The sequence below is a fragment of the Kitasatospora sp. NPDC051170 genome, from assembly GCF_044455705.1.
GTDB lineage: Bacteria > Actinomycetota > Actinomycetes > Streptomycetales > Streptomycetaceae > Kitasatospora.
Map to the genome: position 1 here is coordinate 53,132 of NZ_JBITFA010000024.1, position 16,285 is coordinate 69,416.

The 16,285-nt window shown below is 73.1% G+C and carries 14 protein-coding genes; 2 read left to right on the plus strand and 12 right to left on the minus strand.

Going from position 1 to position 16,285, the window contains the following annotated elements; translation table 11 throughout:
* Positions 1-202 precede the first annotated feature (202 nt).
* On the minus strand, positions 203-1,657 hold the full coding sequence (locus tag ACIBCA_RS34665) for a hypothetical protein (RefSeq protein WP_396287086.1): 1,455 nt from the start codon (positions 1,655-1,657) through the stop codon (positions 203-205).
* A gap of 644 nt (positions 1,658-2,301) precedes the next feature.
* Between ACIBCA_RS34665 and ACIBCA_RS34670 the strand changes: the two genes are divergently transcribed.
* Positions 2,302-2,973 (plus strand): bifunctional DNA primase/polymerase, encoded by a 672-nt coding sequence (locus tag ACIBCA_RS34670; RefSeq protein ID WP_396287087.1) that lies wholly within the window; start codon positions 2,302-2,304, stop codon positions 2,971-2,973.
* A 64-nt stretch (positions 2,974-3,037) separates the two neighbouring features.
* Here the strand turns inward: ACIBCA_RS34670 and ftsY are convergent, their stop codons facing one another.
* The 6 genes from ftsY to ACIBCA_RS34700 all read right to left on the minus strand — a co-directional run bounded on the left by ftsY (position 3,038) and on the right by ACIBCA_RS34700 (position 11,053).
* A complete protein-coding gene (gene ftsY / locus ACIBCA_RS34675; protein WP_396287088.1) occupies positions 3,038-4,261 on the minus strand; it encodes a signal recognition particle-docking protein FtsY in 1,224 nt (407 codons plus the stop codon).
* Between the two features lie 47 nt (positions 4,262-4,308).
* Positions 4,309-7,974, minus strand: coding sequence for a chromosome segregation protein SMC (smc, locus tag ACIBCA_RS34680; RefSeq protein ID WP_396287089.1), 3,666 nt, complete (start codon positions 7,972-7,974; stop codon positions 4,309-4,311).
* A gap of 183 nt (positions 7,975-8,157) precedes the next feature.
* On the minus strand, positions 8,158-8,361 hold the full coding sequence (locus tag ACIBCA_RS34685; RefSeq protein WP_396287090.1) for a hypothetical protein: 204 nt from the start codon (positions 8,359-8,361) through the stop codon (positions 8,158-8,160).
* 400 nt (positions 8,362-8,761) lie between these two features.
* A complete protein-coding gene (locus ACIBCA_RS34690) occupies positions 8,762-9,061 on the minus strand; it encodes an acylphosphatase (RefSeq protein ID WP_396287091.1) in 300 nt (99 codons plus the stop codon).
* A gap of 18 nt (positions 9,062-9,079) precedes the next feature.
* Positions 9,080-9,577, minus strand: coding sequence for a winged helix-turn-helix transcriptional regulator (locus tag ACIBCA_RS34695; protein WP_396287092.1), 498 nt, complete (start codon positions 9,575-9,577; stop codon positions 9,080-9,082).
* A 126-nt stretch (positions 9,578-9,703) separates the two neighbouring features.
* The gene (locus ACIBCA_RS34700; RefSeq protein WP_396287093.1) at positions 9,704-11,053 is read right to left on the minus strand and encodes a hypothetical protein; all 1,350 of its coding nucleotides are present in this window, start codon (positions 11,051-11,053) and stop codon (positions 9,704-9,706) included.
* A gap of 304 nt (positions 11,054-11,357) precedes the next feature.
* Here ACIBCA_RS34700 and ACIBCA_RS34705 point away from each other — a divergent pair, with 304 nt between their 5' ends.
* Positions 11,358-12,278 (plus strand): hypothetical protein, encoded by a 921-nt coding sequence (locus tag ACIBCA_RS34705; RefSeq protein WP_396287094.1) that lies wholly within the window; start codon positions 11,358-11,360, stop codon positions 12,276-12,278.
* Here ACIBCA_RS34705 and mutM read toward each other — a convergent pair.
* The 5 genes from mutM to ACIBCA_RS34730 all read right to left on the minus strand — a co-directional run bounded on the left by mutM (position 12,275) and on the right by ACIBCA_RS34730 (position 16,248).
* The gene (gene mutM, locus ACIBCA_RS34710) at positions 12,275-13,189 is read right to left on the minus strand and encodes a bifunctional DNA-formamidopyrimidine glycosylase/DNA-(apurinic or apyrimidinic site) lyase (RefSeq protein ID WP_396287095.1); all 915 of its coding nucleotides are present in this window, start codon (positions 13,187-13,189) and stop codon (positions 12,275-12,277) included. The two genes, ACIBCA_RS34705 and mutM, sit on opposite strands and share 4 nt — an antisense overlap.
* A gap of 58 nt (positions 13,190-13,247) precedes the next feature.
* The gene (gene rnc / locus ACIBCA_RS34715) at positions 13,248-14,036 is read right to left on the minus strand and encodes a ribonuclease III (RefSeq protein ID WP_396287096.1); all 789 of its coding nucleotides are present in this window, start codon (positions 14,034-14,036) and stop codon (positions 13,248-13,250) included.
* A gap of 20 nt (positions 14,037-14,056) precedes the next feature.
* Entirely contained in the window at positions 14,057-14,230 is a 174-nt protein-coding gene (gene rpmF / locus ACIBCA_RS34720) for a 50S ribosomal protein L32 (RefSeq protein WP_030056747.1), read from the minus strand.
* Between the two features lie 2 nt (positions 14,231-14,232).
* Positions 14,233-14,874 (minus strand): YceD family protein, encoded by a 642-nt coding sequence (locus ACIBCA_RS34725; protein WP_396287097.1) that lies wholly within the window; start codon positions 14,872-14,874, stop codon positions 14,233-14,235.
* A gap of 162 nt (positions 14,875-15,036) precedes the next feature.
* Positions 15,037-16,248, minus strand: coding sequence for a cell division initiation protein (locus ACIBCA_RS34730; RefSeq protein ID WP_396287098.1), 1,212 nt, complete (start codon positions 16,246-16,248; stop codon positions 15,037-15,039).
* Positions 16,249-16,285: the final 37 nt, after the last annotated feature.

Genomic DNA, 16,285 nt, shown 5'->3' on the forward strand with positions numbered 1-16,285 from the left:
GGCCGGTTGTTTCGCGGCCGTGACGCATGCGACGCCCGGGTTACGGCTGCGTGAACCGCACCGCCGTCCGGGTGAAGCGGGCGAACGGGTGAACGGCACCGACCGCGACGGCGGCGGCCGGCGCGGTCGATGGAGTGACGATCGGTGGAGTGACGATCGGTGCAGGGGCGGACGGGGTCGGTGGCGTGGCGGACGGGGCCGGTCAGACCACCGAGACGTACTCGGGGATGTCCTGGACGACCCGCTCCTTGAGCCGGGTGACGGCGTCCACGCCCTTGTAACGGGCGGCCGCCGCCTCGGTGGTCTTGCGCACCCGGGAGTTCAGCCGCTCCGAGCGCACCTTGGTCGCGATGTCCACCGCCTGCTCGGCCATCACCACCGCCTGCTCGGCCTCCTTCTGCAGGATGTGCACGCTGGCCATCCCGATCAGGTTGAAGGCGTAGCTGCGCACGTGGTCGTCGTCCTGGCGGAACAGGTCGACGGCGCGTTCCATCACCGGCGCGGACATCGAGGCGTACAGCTCCGCGTTGTCCGAGTGGTAGGCCAGGTCGCGGAAGGAGTGCGCGTTCTCCGCGTTCAGTTCGGCCGGCGAGAAGAACTTCAGCCAGTTCGGGTCCTGGTCGCCGTCCCGGATGTCGGTGAAGGTGTCCTCGGCGAGGCGGATCGCCCGGGCGCAGCGGTTGACCTCGCCGATGGTGGCGTAGGCGCGCGCCTCCATCGCGTACAGCAGGGACTGCTGGCGGGCGGTGGCGGTGTCCCGGCTGCCGTACTGGGCGAGGTGGATCAGCTCCAGCGCGTCCTCGCCGCGGTTGAGGTGGATCATCTGGCGGCTCATGTCGGTGAGGATCAGCGCGCCGAACGGGCGGTCGCCGGCCTCCTTGGCCGCGTGCAGCGCGAGCACGTAGTACTTCTGCGCGCTCGGGTGCATGCCGACGTCGTAGGACATCCACCCGGCCAGGTGGGCGAGTTCGGCGGTGAGCCGGAACAGCCGCTTGGTGGTGGTCTCCGGGTACGTCTCCTGGAGCAGGTCGGTGACCTCGTGGAGCTGGCCGACGACGGCCTTGCGGCGCAGCCCGCCGCCGTTCTGCGCGTCCCACTGCCGGAACATGACCGTGGTCTGCTCCAGCAGTTCCAGCTCGGGCTCGGAGAGCCGGCCGGTGAACGGCTCGCCGCCGTTGGCCGCGGCCAGGATCGGGGTGGGGGCGCCGGAGGGGCCGGGGGCGAGCCAGCGCTGCATGGGCTCGATCAGGGCGGCGCCCGCGGTCAGGGCGAGCGAGGTGCCGAGGAAGCCCCGGCGGTTGAGCATCAGGTCGCTGCGGGAGTAGTCGCTGATCAGCTGGACGGTCTGCGGGGCGCTCCAGGGCAGGTCCACGCCGCCGCCGACGGTGGAGACGGGGATCGCGGCGCGCAGTCCGAGGTCCTCGACCGAGACGACGGAACCGAAGCGCTCCGAGAACAGCTCCGACATGATCTTGGGGATCGGCTCCCGGGGCTGCTCGCCGTCGAGCCAGCGGCGCACCCGGGAGGTGTCGGTGGAGACGTGGTGGGCGCCGATCTGGCGGGCCCGGCGGTTGACCTGACGGGCCAGCTCGCCCTTGGACCAGCCGCTGCGGGCGAACCAGGTGGTCAGCTTCTCGTTGGGTTGCTTCTCTGCCATGGGTCCGTCCCATCCCGCCCGGCCCCTGCGCGGGGCCCCGATCGTGACCGCCCGACGGTTGCGGGCTCTTGCCAGTCGTGCCGTGCCTGTCGTGCTGCTCGGGGGCGGCGCCCGGGCACCGCTCCGTCGTACTGGTGTGCCATCCTCGCGGACGGTCCGTCAGATGCCCAACTCCCGTTCCGGGAAGGCCCGGAGTGGACGCTGAGGCATCATCCGCACGCTGAACGTAACGCCCCGGAAGGCGCCCGCGGGAGCGGCCCTGGCGAAACGCCACCTTTCGCCACCCCCAGGAGTGAACCGAAGCCAAGGGGCACACGCTTCACTAAGGAGGTCCGACGGTCCGGCATATGCGGGCCGCCAAGTCCTCCACCGATCCACCCCGGAGGACCTCGCAGGCCCGGCAATCCCGCCCAGCCGCAGGCGAGTTCGCCGCCCACCCGGGCCGGCGACCGTCCCGCGCACCCGAACGCACCCGACGATCCGGCATCGCCGCCACCCCCACAAGGCGGCGCCCGAGGCACACCGGAGCAACAGGCGCACACCACGCGCCGCGCGCCGCCGGTGCACCACGCGCAACGCACCAGACCTGCAACACAAAGTCACGGTCCCGTAACCATCGGCAACGAGAACCTGTTGGGGGAGGCATGGACAACCTGTTCGGCGAACTTCGGCTGGGGCACCTGCGGCTGGCACCGCTGGGCGTACGCCGCCGCACCAAGGTCACCGCGTCCCGGGCCGCCGCGGAGTACACCGGCCGCTGGGGCTGGACGGTCGCCGCCGGCGACCAGCCCTCGGCCGCCACCGCCCCGACCGCCTGCCCCTGCGGCTCCGCCCGCTGCGGCGCGCCCGGGCTGCACCCCGTCCCGGGCCGCGAGAGCTCCGCCGACGGCGGCGAGGGATCGGTCCTCTTCCCCACCGGCCGCGCCTTCGACGTCCTCGACGTCCCCGAGCAGGCCGGCCTCCAGGCGCTGGTGCGGCTGGAGCGGATGGGCACCCAGGTCGGCCCGGTGCTGACCTCCCCCACCGGCCGCCTCCAGTTCCTGGTCGCCGCAGGCACCGCCCGCCGCCTGCCCGACCTGCTGTACCGGATGGGCTGGGACGACGCCGCGCTCGACCTGACCTGCCACGGCGAGGGCGGCTACGTCGCCGCCCCGCCCACCGTCCTCGGCGACCTCGGCCCCGTCCGCTGGCTGCGCCGCCCCACCCGCGACAACGCCGGCTGCCCGCCCGAGGCCCGCCTCCTGCTCGGCACCCTCGCCTACGCCTGCCACCGCCGCCGCGAGCGCTCCACCGAACCGGCCTGGATCGCCTCGTAGAAGGCGGAAGAGGGTCCGCCCCCCGATGGGAGCGGACCCTCTTTCCTCCGACGTGAACCGGGGATCAGTCCCCGATCAGCGCGTCCACGAACGCGGCCGGCTCGAACGGCGCCAGGTCGTCGGCGCCCTCGCCCAGGCCGATCAGCTTGACCGGCACGCCCAGCTCGCGCTGGACCGCCACCACGATGCCGCCCTTGGCGGTGCCGTCCAGCTTGGTCAGCACGATGCCGGTGATGTCGACCACCTCGGCGAACACCCTGGCCTGGATCAGCCCGTTCTGGCCGGTGGTGGCGTCCAGCACCAGCAGCACCTCGTCCACCGGGCCGTGCTTCTCGACGACCCGCTTGACCTTGCCCAGCTCGTCCATCAGGCCGGTCTTGGTGTGCAGCCGGCCGGCGGTGTCGACGAGCACGGTGTCCGCGCCCTCGGCGATGCCCTCCTTGACCGCGTCGAAGGCGATCGACGCCGGGTCGCCGCCCTCGGGGCCCCGGACGGTACGGGCACCGACCCGCTCGCCCCAGGTCTGCAGCTGGTCGGCGGCGGCGGCACGGAAGGTGTCGGCCGCGCCGAGCACCACCGTACGGCCGTCGGCGACCAGGACGCGGGCCAGCTTGCCCGTCGTGGTGGTCTTGCCGACGCCGTTGACGCCGACGACCAGGACCACGGCGGGGCCCTCCGCGTGCTTGGTGGAGCGGACGGTGCGGTCGGCCTCGGTGCCGACCAGCAGGAGCAGCTCCTCGCGCAGCAGGCCGCGCAGCTGGTCCGGCGTGCGGGTGCCGAGCACCTTCACGCGGGTGCGCAGCCGCTCGACCAGCTCCTGGGTCGGGGCCACGCCGACGTCGGCGGTGAGCAGGGTCTCCTCGATCTCCTCCCAGGTGTCCTCGTCGAGGTGCTCGCGGGAGAGCAGCGAGAGCAGGCCCTTGCCGATCGAGTTCTGCGAGCGGGAGAGCCGGGAGCGCAGCCGGACGAGTCGGCCCGCGGTGGGCTCGGGGACCTCGATCGCCGGGGCGGCCTCGGCCTCCTCGGCCTCGACGGCCTCGACGGTCTCGGCGGCCTCAGTGGTCTCGGCCGGGAGCTGCACCTCCTCGACGGTGCGGCGCGGCTCCTCGCGGGGAGGCGCGGCCTCCTCGCCGACCTGCGGCTCCTGCGGGGTGGTCTTGGGCGCCGTGATGACCGGCGCCTGCGACTTCGGGGGCAGTTGCTGGCGTCGTCTGCCGGAAACGACGAGGCCGGCGACCGCACCAACGGCGATCACGGCGATGACTACGGCAAGGATCACGTATTCCATAACCGCTCCAGTATCCGCGACGAACGCCGGGATGAACCGCCGCCGCTCTAGACGGCTGTCCGGACGGCCGCCTGGACGGCCGCCTTCGGGCGCTCGTGCTCCCGCAGTCGCTGGCTGATCACCTGCGAGATCCCGTCGCCCTTCATCGTCACGCCGTACAGCGCGTCGGCGGACTCCATCGTCAGCTTCTGGTGCGTGATCACGATCAGCTGGGAGCTCTCCCGCAGCTCCTCCATGATCCCGATCAGCCGCCGCAGGTTGGTCTCGTCCAGCGCCGCCTCCACCTCGTCCATCACGTAGAACGGGCTGGGCCGCGCCTTGAAGATCGCCACCAGCATGGCCACGGCCGTCAGCGAGCGCTCGCCGCCGGAGAGCAGCGACAGCCGCTTGACCTTCTTGCCCGGCGGGCGGGCCTCCACCTCGACGCCGGTGGTGAGCATGTTCTCCGGGTCGGTGAGCACCAGCCGCCCCTCCCCACCGGGGAAGAGCCGGGAGAAGACGCCCTCGAACTGGGCGGCGGTGTCGTGGTACGCCGAGGTGAACAGCTCCTCGACCCGCTGGTCCACGTCCCGGACGATCTCCATCAGGTCGCGCCGGCCGCGCTTGAGGTCGTCCAGCTGCTCGCCGAGGAACTGGTGGCGCTCCTCCAGGGCGGCGAACTCCTCCAGCGCCAGCGGGTTGACCTTGCCGAGCTGCTGGTACGCCTTCTCAGCGGCCCTGAGCCGCTTCTCCTGCTCGGCCCGGACGTACGGGTACGGCTCCCCCGGCTCCTCCCCCTCCCCCTCCCCCGCCGTGACATCAGCGGCTGACGCCGCGGGGGACGGCGGCACGGGCCGGTCCGGCCCGTAGGAGGCCAGCAGCTCGCCCCCGTCGATGCCGAACTCCTCCAGGGCCCGGGCCTCCAGCTGCTCGATCCGCATCCGCTTCTCGGCCCGCAGCACCTCGTCCCGGTGCCCGGCGTCGACCAGCTTGTCCAGCTCCTCCTTGAGGCCCCGCCCGTGCTCGCGGTGCTCCCGCAGTTCGCGCTCGCGCTCGGCGCGCGCCTGTTCGACGGCCGCGCGCCCGGCGTCCGCACGGGCGAGCGAGACCTCCAGGCAGGCCAGCAGCTGCCGGGCGGCCGCCGCGACGGCGTTCGCCACGGCGGCGTCGTGCCGGGCGCGGCGGCGGCGCTCGGCGGCCCGGGCGCGCGCCTCGCGCTCGGTGCGGGCGGCGCGGTCCAGCTGGTCGGCCCGGCCGGTCAGAGCCCGCACCCGCTCCTCATGGGTGCGGACGGTGAGCCTGGCCTCCAGCTCGGCCTGCCGGGCGGCGCTCGCCGCCTCTGCGAGGCGCTGCTGCTCGGCGCCGTCCGGCTCGTCCTCGCCCTCCTCGGCGCTCTCCTCGGCCACGGCGAGCCGCTCGGCCAACTCCTCGGCTGCGAGCATCAGTTCGGCCAGTCCGCCCTCGGCCCGGGCGGCGGACGCGGTCAGCCGCTCGGCCTCGCCCCCGGCCGCGCGGGCCTGCCCGCCGAGGCGCCCGAGCGCTCCGGCGACGGCGGCCCGCTCCTTCTCCACCTGCCGGCGCCGCTCGGTGAGCCCCTCCAGTTCGGCGGCCGACTCCCGCCGGAGCCCGGTGAGTTCGGCCAGCCGCTCGGCCGCCTCGGCACAGCGCGCGGTGATCTCCTCGATCGCCCGGGCGGCCTCGTCCACCGCCGCCTGGGTCTCCAGCAGGCTGGGCGCACCGTCGGAGCCGCCGTGGGCGAAGCCTGCGCCGAGGCGGTCCCCCTCGGCGGTGACGGCTGTCAGGGCGGGGTGATCGACGGCCAGCGCCAGCGCCTCGTCCAGGGTGGCGACCACGGCCACCCCGGCCAGCAGCGCCCGTACGGCGGGGATCAACTCGGCCGGGCCGTCGACCAGTTCGGCCGCCAAGCGCACCCCGTCGGGCAGCTCGCCGGGCAGCTCGCCGGTGGCGTACGGCACCTCGGCGGCGCCCGCGATCAGCAGCGCGGCCCGCCCGGCGTCCTCGGCGCGCAGCAGCCGCAGCGCCTCGGCGGCCTGCGCCAAGGAGGCGACGGCCACCGCGTCCGCCGCCGCGCCGAGCGCCGCCGCGAGCGGCACCTCGTACCCGGGCTCGATCCGCAGCAGCGCGGCGGCGGGCCCGAGCAGCCCGGTCAGCTTCTCCCCGGCGTGCTTCTCCCCCGCCTGCCTCTCCCCCGCCGCCAGCAGCGCCCCGGTGCCGTCCTTGCGGCGCAGCCCGAGCGAGAGCGCCTCGTGCCGCGCGGTCAGGGCGGCCCGCTCCCGCTCGGCGGCGCCGGCCGTCTCCCGGGCGGCCGTCAGCTCCCGTTCCAGGGCGGCGAGACGCTCGCGCGCCTCCCGGTGCTCGGCCTCCGCCCGCTCCTCGTCCCCGTCCGGGCCGTCGACCTGCTCACGCAGTTCCTCGTACTCGGCCCGGGCGGCCTCGGCACGCAGCAGCGCCTCGTCCCTGGCCTCGGTGAGCCGGCCGATCTCGGCCTCGGCGGCGGACGCCTTGGAGCGGGCGGCCGACGCCTGCCCCTGGAGGCGGGCCAGCCCCTCCCGGCGGTCGGCGATGGCCCGGGCGGCGTCGCGCATCCGACGCTCCTCGGCGGCCAGTTCGCGCTCCAGCCCGCTCTTGTGCTCGACGGCCTCGGCCAGCGCGTACTGCGCCTCCTCCAGCGCCTCGGCGAGCGCGGCCTCCTCCTCGCGGACGCGCTCGGCCTCGCGCTCCAGCTCCTCCGGGTCCCGCCCGCGGCGTTCCTCGGTCTGCTCCCCCGCGGCGGCGTGCCGGGCCCTGGCCTCGGCCAGTCCGACGGTGCCGCGGGTGCGTTCGGCCAGCGCGGAGAGCCGGTACCAGGTCTGGCGGGCGCTCTCCAGGCTCGGCCCGAGCCGCTGGACCTGCGCCTCCAGCACCGATTCGCGCTGCACCGCCCGGGCCAGCTCCTGCTCGACGGTGGTGCGCCGCAGCCGCAGCGCCAGCTCGTCGGCGATCTCGGCCTCGACGGCCCGGCGCAGGGTGAGCAGGTCGTCGGCGAGCAGCCGGAGTCTGGCGTCGCGCAGGTCCGCCTGGATGCCGGCGGCCCTGCGGGCGATCCTGGCCTGCCGGCCGAGCGGGCCGAGCTGGCGGCGCAGTTCGGCCACCAGGTCCTGGACGCGGTTGAGGTTGACCTGCATCGCGTCCATCTTCCGCAGCGCCTTCTCCTTGCGCTTGCGGTGCTTGAGGACGCCGGCCGCCTCCTCGATGAAGGCGCGCCGGCCCATCGGGTCGGCGTGCAGGACGGAGTCCAGCTGCCCCTGGCCGACGATGACGTGCATCTCGCGGCCGATGCCGGAGTCGGAGAGCAGCTCCTGGATGTCCAGCAGGCGGCAGGTCTCGCCGTTGAGCGCGTACTCGCTGCCGCCGTTGCGGAACATCGTCCGGGTGATGGTCACCTCGGCGTAGTCGATCGGCAGGGCGCCGTCGGTGTTGTCGACGGTGAGGCTGACCTCGGCGCGGCCGAGCGGGGCGCGCCCGCTCGTCCCGGCGAAGATGACGTCCTCCATCTTGCCGCCGCGCAGCGACTTGGCCCCCTGCTCGCCCATCACCCAGGACAGGGCGTCCACGACGTTGGACTTGCCGGAGCCGTTGGGGCCGACCACACAGGTGATGCCGGGCTCGAAGCGCAGGGTGGTCGCGGAGGCGAAGGACTTGAAACCGCGCAGGGTCAGGCTCTTCAGGTGCACGCGGCCGGTCTCCTCATCGCTCCAGACAGGCCACGACCCTAACCCCGCCGCAGGTCCACGGCCGTGCGCCCGGCCCGGACACGACGAAGGGACGCCACGAGGCGTCCCTTGCAAGAAGCTGCGTCCCTTGCGGGGCGGCTCGGTGCACAGCGGCGTCGATCGACGATGACCGGGTGGGACGGCTCAGGTCAGAGCCGGCTCCCGCTGGTCCAGTTCGATGCCGTTGAGCAGCGAGTGCTCGGTGGCGACAGCGGTCAGCGCGTCGTTCTCAGTCTGCATCCGGAGGAGTTCCGCCTCCAGGTCCAGGACGCGCTGCTGAAGCCGTCGCATCTCGGAGAGCATTCGCGGGTCGGGGCCGCCGACGTACCCGAGAAGCGCCTTTGCCATGATGAATGGTCCTCCACGCTGAGTGACCGAACCGGAACGGTACAGGTCTAGGGGGAAGGGGGACGCACGCGCGAGCGACATCGGCAGTGCCGACTGGGCACTCCGGCACAACCACCGTGAGCTGGGCCCACGAGGGCATGCACCGGCCGGGATGACGCGGTCGTGTGCGCGGGCTTCCAGCGTCTCACCAAAGACGGAACGGGTCAACACGATCACCGCACGCTACCGCGCCCCTGTCACCTGCCTGGCGGTGTCGTCACGCCTGGGGGGTCTCGGGCCGGTCCACCTCGTGCTCGTGGATCATCGTCGATGCGGAGTCAACCACGAGTCTGCCCGGATGGCAACCGTATGACACCGCTGGTTGCCATCCGATCCAGCGGGGCTCGAGGGCGGGCCCCGGTCAGCGGATCTCGAAGCCCGGGTAGCCGGGGCCGACGGCCGTCCAGATCTCCGTCACCCCGCTGACGTTCCCGGGGGTCCCGGGGCCGCGGAGCAGGGACAACAGCTGCTCGCAGTCGGCGGCCAGGCCCTCGGCGACCACCTGCACCCGGCCGTCTCCGAGGTTGCTCGCGTAGCCGGTGAGGCCGATCTCCAGCGCCCGCGCCCTGGTCCACCAGCGGAAGCCGACCTGCTGGACCTTCCCCCGGACCCAGGCGGTCACCCGGACCGGTTCGTCATCGTGGGCGTCGCGACCGTGCATGGCCCCGACCCTAACGGGTCAGGACTCCACGGGCCCCTCGACCGACCAGCCGGGGACGTGCACCTCGGTGTGCAGTTCGCCGCGCCGGGCCGGCTGCCCGCACGTGCCGCAGACGAAGACCGGCTCGTAGGGGTGCGGCTCCCCGCCCTCGGGCTCGTGCGCGAAGGTCACCGGCGGCTCGGGCATCACCCAGCGCTCGCCCCAGGTGCGCAGCGCATGCGCGACCGGGGCGAGGTCCCGGCCCGCCTCGGTGAGGTGGTACTCGTAGCGCGGCGGCCGCTCGCTGTAGCGGCGGCGCTCCACCACGCCCGCCTCCTCCAGGGCCCGCAGCCGCGCGGTCAGCCGGTCGCGGGGGGCGCCGGTGTTGCGGACGATCCGGTCGAAGCGGTGGTTGCCGAAGAACAGCTCGCGGACGGCCAGCAGTGCCCACTTCTCGCCGACCACGTGGAGAGCGGCGGCCATCGAGCAGGGCCGCCCGGGGCCGGCGACGGGGGTGCGGGGGGTGTCGGGGGTCACGCCGCCCAGCGTGCCACACCGGGTTTCCTTCTCAAACCCGCCCGTACCTTCCCGGACCCGGACGCGGAACGGCCCCGCCGGTCGGAACCGGCGGGGCCGTACGGGAGTCACCCCGGCGTCAGCGGTCTACCAGTCCCCGCCGCCGCCACCGAAGTCGTCACTGCCGCCGGTGAAGTCGCCGCCGCTGAAGTCCGAGGCGTTGAAGTCCGCGCCGGTGTAGTCGCCGCCCTCGTGCTGGTCCTGGTAGCCGCCGTGGCCGCCCTCGTACATCGGCGCCGCGTAGGCCGGGGTGCTCATCATCGAGCCGAGCATGGTGCCGACCAGCAGGCCGGGCAGCAGACCGCCGCCGCCGAAACCGCTGTAGTACCCGCCCGCGTACGGCGCGTAGGCCGGGCCGGCGTTCCAGTACGGCTGCGGGCCGTGCTCGGTGTCGACGGTGCGCACCGCCGGGTCGAGGCCCGCCGCCACGCGGTCCGCGTCGGCCTGGCAGACCGGGACGGGACGGGGGGAGCCGCCGGCCGGGGCCCAGTCGACGTCCTTGACGGACGGGCCGTGGCGCGGGTCCATGAAGCACGGGGGGCGCCGCTCGGGCAGCGGGCGCTTGTCGCGCCGGGCCGCCAGGGTCGCCAGCTGGAACCGGCCGTCCTCGATCGCCTCGGTGACCTGCTTGACGTCCTCGGGCTTCTTGGCCTCGTCCATCAGCCGCTTGGACTTCTCGTACGAGTCCAGGGCGCTGCTGTAGTCGGCGCGCTGGGCGTCGTCGGCGTCGCTCGCCCGCGGGTTGAAGTCGAGCCGCTCCAGCTCGGTGCCGAAGGCGGTGATGTCCTCGTCGACGACGCGGCGCAGCTGCTCCAGCTCGGCGCGGGCCTGCTCCTCCTTGCGCTTCTTGGCGCGGCGGAAGAGGAAGAAGACACCGGCGCCGGCCAGGGCGACCAGCACGAGCGGGATGATCACCCAGGCGATGGAGGAGGAGCCGCTGTCGCCGACCCCGTGGCCCTTGGTCTGCGGGACGGCCTGGTCGACGAAGTCGTTCAGGGTGGCGTTGATGTCGCCCTTGTCGGCGCGGGAGACGGCCCCGGCGAGCCGCTCCGCGGAGCCGGCACTCATCGCGCCCTTGTCGGCCTTGGCCAGGAACCCGTCGCTACCGCGCCAGACGCCGTAGACGCCGTCGATGCCCACCAGGGTGCGCAGGTCGGTGAGGATGGTGGCCTTGTTGGCCGAGTCGGGGACGACCGCGATGAAGATCGGCTTGTCGGCCTTCTCGATCTTCTTGGTCAGGGCGTCCGCCTGCGCCTGGCTGAAGCGGTCCTGCATCGTCGGGGCGACGTAGACCTGCCCCTTCTTCAGGGTGGCCGCGGCGTCGCTCAGCCCGCCCGCGGCGGAGGCCGCCGGTGCCAGGGCGAGCAGCAGCCCGAGCAGCGCCGCCACCAGGGCAAGTGGCCCGGCGCCCCGGGAACGTCGTGCAAGGGTTCTCATGAACCCGACGCTACCGCGACCAGCGGAAAAGCACGCCATACCCTTCGCATACTGGATGTGACAGGATTCCCCGCCGTTCGCCGGGTCGGGTCCCCTTCCCGGGGATGACATCTCCCCCAGTCGCCCCTGAGACAGGAGGGGCGCAGGAACCACGGGAAGTGCCCGGACGTACGTCCCGGCGGGCCCGGCGAGATCCGGGGGTGGTTCGGGGAGCGTCCCGACCGTACCGCGCGAGCGGGCATAGTGGTTCCGGACATCTCGTCCCATTACCTGTTCTTGACTCTTCTTCCGATCGGAGCACCCGGTGATCATCGGCCTCGTCACCGCCGTGGCGGCATCCGCCTGCTACGGCACCGGCTCGGTCCTCCAGGCCGTCGGTTCCCGCCGTTCCGCGCGGGAGGAGGCCGCGAAGGGCGCCACCACCTCGACGACCGAGCACGGCGGCCCCAGCCTCTCCTCCACCGCGAAGGCTGCGGTGACCTGGGAGTTCATCGTCGGCACGGTGCTCGACCTGATCGGCTTCGGGCTCGGCGCGATGGCCGCGCGCATGCTGCCGCTGTTCCTGTCGCAGACCATCATCAGCGCCAACCTGGTGATCACGGCGGTGCTGAGCATCAAGCTGCTGGGCATCCGCCTCAAGCAGCTGGAGTGGGCCTCCATCGGCGTGCTCTGCTCGGCGCTGGTGCTGCTGGCCGTCTCCGCCGGCCCCGAGGGCGGGCACCACGCGGAGATGTCCTTCCACTGGTGGCTGCTGATCGTCACCACCGTGCTGCTGGCCGGCGGCGGCGTGCTGGTGCGGTGGATGGGCTCCAAGGGCGCGATCGTCGCCGGTCTGCTCTCCGGCCTCGGCTTCGGCGCCCTGGGCGTCGGCGTGCGCATCCTCAACGGCGTCGAGCCCTTCGAGCTCGGCCCGCTGCTCTCCGACCCGGCGCTGTACGCCGTCCTGGTCGGCGGCCTCGGCGGCATGTACGTGCACACCGTGGCGCTGCAGATCGGCTCGGTCAACGGCGCCACGGCCGCGCTGGTCGTCGGCGAGACGGTGCTGCCCGGCGCCGTCGGCGTGCTCTGGCTCGGGGACTCCTCCAAGGCGGGCCTCGGCTGGCTCGGCGTGGCCGGCTTCCTGCTCGCGGTGGTCTCCGCCGTCGGCGTCGCCTACTTCGGCCAGGACACCCACGGCACCCCCGGCGACACCGCCGCCGAACAGCCCGAACTCGCCAAGCATTAGGCCCTGTTGCGCGGCACCCTCTGGCAGCGCGGGCAGAAGTAGCTGGAGCGGTTCATCCAGGCCGCCCGCCTGATGGGGGTGCCGCAGCGGCGGCAGGGCTCGTGCTCGCGGCCGTAGGCGTCCAGGTCGCGGGAGAAGTAGCCGCTCTCGCCGTTCACGTTGACGTACAGGCTGTCGAAGCTGGTGCCGCCCACCGCCAGGGCCGCCGTCATCACCTCGCGGGCGTGGCCGAGCAGCAGCGCGGCCTGCGGGCGGGTGAGGGTGGCCGTCGGGCGGTCGTAGTGCAGCTTGGCGCGCCACAGGGCCTCGTCGGCGTAGATGTTGCCGACGCCGCTGATCAGCGTCTGGTCGAGCAGGGCCCGCTTGACCGTGGTGCGCTTGGCCCGCAGCGCGACCGCGAAGGCGTCGTCGTCGAAGCGCGGGTCGAGGGGGTCGCGGGCGATGTGCGCGATGGAGACGGGCGTGCCCTCCGGGTCCCCGTCCTCGGCCTCCTCGACCGCGAGGCCCCCGAAGGTCCGCTGGTCGACGAAGCGCAGCTCCCGCCCGCCGTCCTCGAAGCGCAGCCGTACGCGCAGGTGCGTCTCGTCGGGCACGGAGGCGTCCTGGACGAGGAGTTGGCCGCTCATGCCGAGGTGGCCGATCAGCGAGAAGCCTCCCCCAGCCTCCGGCCGGGGGGACCCCCACCCTGCCTTCGGCATCCCGGCGCCGTCGAGCGGCACCCAGAGGTACTTGCCGCGCCGCTGGGCGCTGCCGAGGGTGGTGCCGGTCAGCCGGGCGGCGAAGTCCTCGGCGCCGGCGGGCTGTCGGCGCACGGCGCGCGGGTGGAGCACCTGGACGTCGGCGACGGTGCGCCCGGCGACCCAGTTCGCCAGACCGCGGCGGACGACCTCGACCTCGGGGAGTTCGGGCACGTGGAAAAGCCTCCTGCGGAAGAAGGATCAGCAGGAGGCCAGGGTACTTCGTCCGGGATCAGGCCCCGGCGGGCAGCCGGTCGGCGTACTTCTCCTTGATCGCCCGCCAGGCGCTCTCGGCGGCCTTCTGCTCGGCCTCCTTCTTCGAGCGGCCGACGCCGCTGCCGAAGTCCTCGCCGGCCACCCGGGCCGCCGCGGTGAAGGTCTTCTCGTGGTCCGGACCGGACTCCATGACCACGTACTCGGGCACGCCGATGCCCACCGAGGCGGTGAGCTCCTGCAGGCTGGTCTTCCAGTCCAGGCCGGCGCCCAGCCGCGAGGACTCCTCGATCAGCGGGTCGAACAGCCGGTGGACGAACTCGGTGGCCGCCTCCAGCCCCTGGTCGAGGTAGACGGCCCCGATCACGGCCTCGACGGTGTCCGCGAGGATCGACGACTTGTCGCGGCCGCCGGTGCCCTCCTCGCCCTTGCCGAGCCGGATGAACACGCCGAGGTCCAGGCCCCGGCCGACGTCCGCGAGCGCGCGGGAGTTGACCACCGCGGCGCGCAGCTTGGCGAGCGTGCCCTCCGGGACGTCCGGGTGGACGCGGTAGAGGGTGTCGGTCACCACCAGGCCGAGCACCGAGTCGCCGAGGAACTCCAGGCGCTCGTTGGTGGGCAGCCCGCCGTTCTCGTACGCGTACGAGCGGTGGGTCAGGGCACGCACCAGAAGGGCGCGCTCGAGCGTGTACCCGAGGCGCCCTTCCAGGACGTCGTATTCGGTCGAAGCCGGCCCGCCGGCCTTTCCGTTGCCCGAAATACCCTTCGGGGCAGCGGGTGCCTTGCGGGTGGAGTTACCGTCCGACATCGATCCGTGCACCCCGCCGATCAGACCGAGAGGACCTGGCGACGGTTGTACGTGCCGCAGCTCGGGCACGCGATGTGGCCCAGCTTCGGCTCGTGGCAGCGGTCGCACGCCACGAGGGCCGGAACGACGGCCTTCCAGTTGGACCGACGGTGGCGCGTGTTGCTGCGCGACATCTTCCGCTTCGGAACAGCCACGGCTACTTCTCCTGGTTCTCGGCGAGACCCTCACGGGTGTCGCTGTTCTTGATCCCGTCACCCTCGTCGCCGGGGGCGGCGGAGAGTCCCTGCAGAGCCGCCCACCGGGGGTCGGCGGCATCGTGGTGGTGCGTCGGGTCGTCGCTCAGGCGCGCTCCGCACTCGGAGCACAGGCCCAGGCAGTCGTCCTGGCACACCGGCTGCAACGGCAGTGCGAGCACCACCGCGTCACGCAGCACCGGCTGGAGGTCGAAGAAATCGCCCTCCAAGCGGTAAGTCTCTTCTTCCGAGTCCTCGTCGAGGTCCTCGGCACCGGGGGTCCGGGCCAGTCGCTCCTCGGACTCCGGGTAGTAGTACAGCTCCTGGAAGTCGACGTCGATGTCGAACTCGACGGGCTCCAGGCACCGGACGCACTCGCCCTCGACCTGGGCCTCGGCGGTGCCGGTGACCAGCACGCCCTCGACCACGGACTCCAGGCGCAGCTCCAGCTCGATCGGGCTCTTCTCGGGAACCGCGATCACGTCGATGATCCCCAGGCCCTCGGGGGCCTCCAGGGTCCGGCTCACCTTGCGCATGGCACCCGGACGCCGTCCCAGCTCGTGCGTGTCGAACACGAGGGGGTTGCGGTGGTCGAGGCGGTTCAAGGTGTCCTGACTTCCATGGGATTCGATCGAGAGCCTCCCCGTTCGGCTCGGCGCCGCGAGGGCAAGCCGACAGCCGGACATGGGGATGCCGGAGTGGTCAGACTACCCGAGTCTCCCGCCAGGCCCAACTCCGGCCCTGGCGGGGGGCCTCGTGCGGGCCGCTCAGCGGCCGCCCAGCTCCCGGAGCCGGGTCATGTCGATCATGCTGGTGTCGAAGAAGCTGGTCTCGTCCAGCCCCTGCTGCTGCTGGTGCGGCAGCGCCGGGGGCAGGGCCGGCGGCTGGGCGGGCTGCTGGGGGTAGGCGTAGCCGTCGTAGGGCTGGGCGCCGTAGCCGCCCTGCTGCTGGACGGGCTGTTGCTGGGAGTGCTGCTGGCCGTGCTGCTGGGGATAGGCGTAGCCGTCGTGCTGCTGCCCCTGGTACTCCTGCTGCTGCGGGTACCCCTGCTGCTGGCCCCACTGGGTGTGGTACGGGTCACCCTGGGCCGCCGGGTCGTAGCCGCCGCCGTACACCTCGGCGTACTGGCCCTGCTGCGCGGTGGCCGCGTACTGGTCGGTGCCCGGGTTCTGCCAGCCGGCCGCGGCCGGGGTCTGCTCCGGCCAGGTCTGCTGCTGCGGCACGTCCTCGCGGTACCAGGCGATGTCGGCGCCGTCCGCGTCCTCGGCGAAACCGGCGGCCACCGCCTCGGCCCGCTCCTTGGCCTGCTGCGCCTCGTCGGCGGCGGCCAGGTAGGCGCCCAGCTCGTCGATCGGCTTCTTGCCGAGCAGCTTGTCGCGGCCCTTGCCGACCGCCTCCAGGGTCGCGCTGAGCACGTTCTCCAGGGTGGCGAGCTTCACGTCGACGTACTCGTCGACCTCGGGGCTCGGGCTCATCCGCTGCGGCTGGAACTCCTCGCCGTCCGTCTCGCCCTCGTACTCGGTCTCGAAGACGCTGGAGTCGCCGCGCAGCTTCGTCCGGCCGCGGCCGACCGCGCCGAGGGTCTTGGTGAGCACGACCTCGAAGTTGGCCAGCTTGCTGTCGACGTAGTCGTCGGCCTCGGCGCGCTTGGTCTCCACCTCGGAACGGGCCTCGGCGAGGATCCGGTCGGACTCGGCCTGGGCCCGCCGCACCACCTCGGTGTCCGAGATCAGCGAGCCGCGCTCGGTGTGCGCGCCCTGGATGATCCGGTCCGCCTCGGCCTGGGCGCCGGCCACCACCTGCTCGTGGTCGGCCATCACCGACTGCGCCTGGGCGAGTTCGGCGGGCAGGGCCGCCCTGAGGTCGTTGAGCAGGCCGATCAGCTCGGCCCGGTTCACCACGCAGGAGGCCGACATGGGCATCGAGCGCGCGTTCTCGATCGCCGCCACGATCTCGTCGACCTTGTTCTGCACGTCCACGGGTCTTCGTCTTTCCGTGTGCCGCCGACTCCGGCGG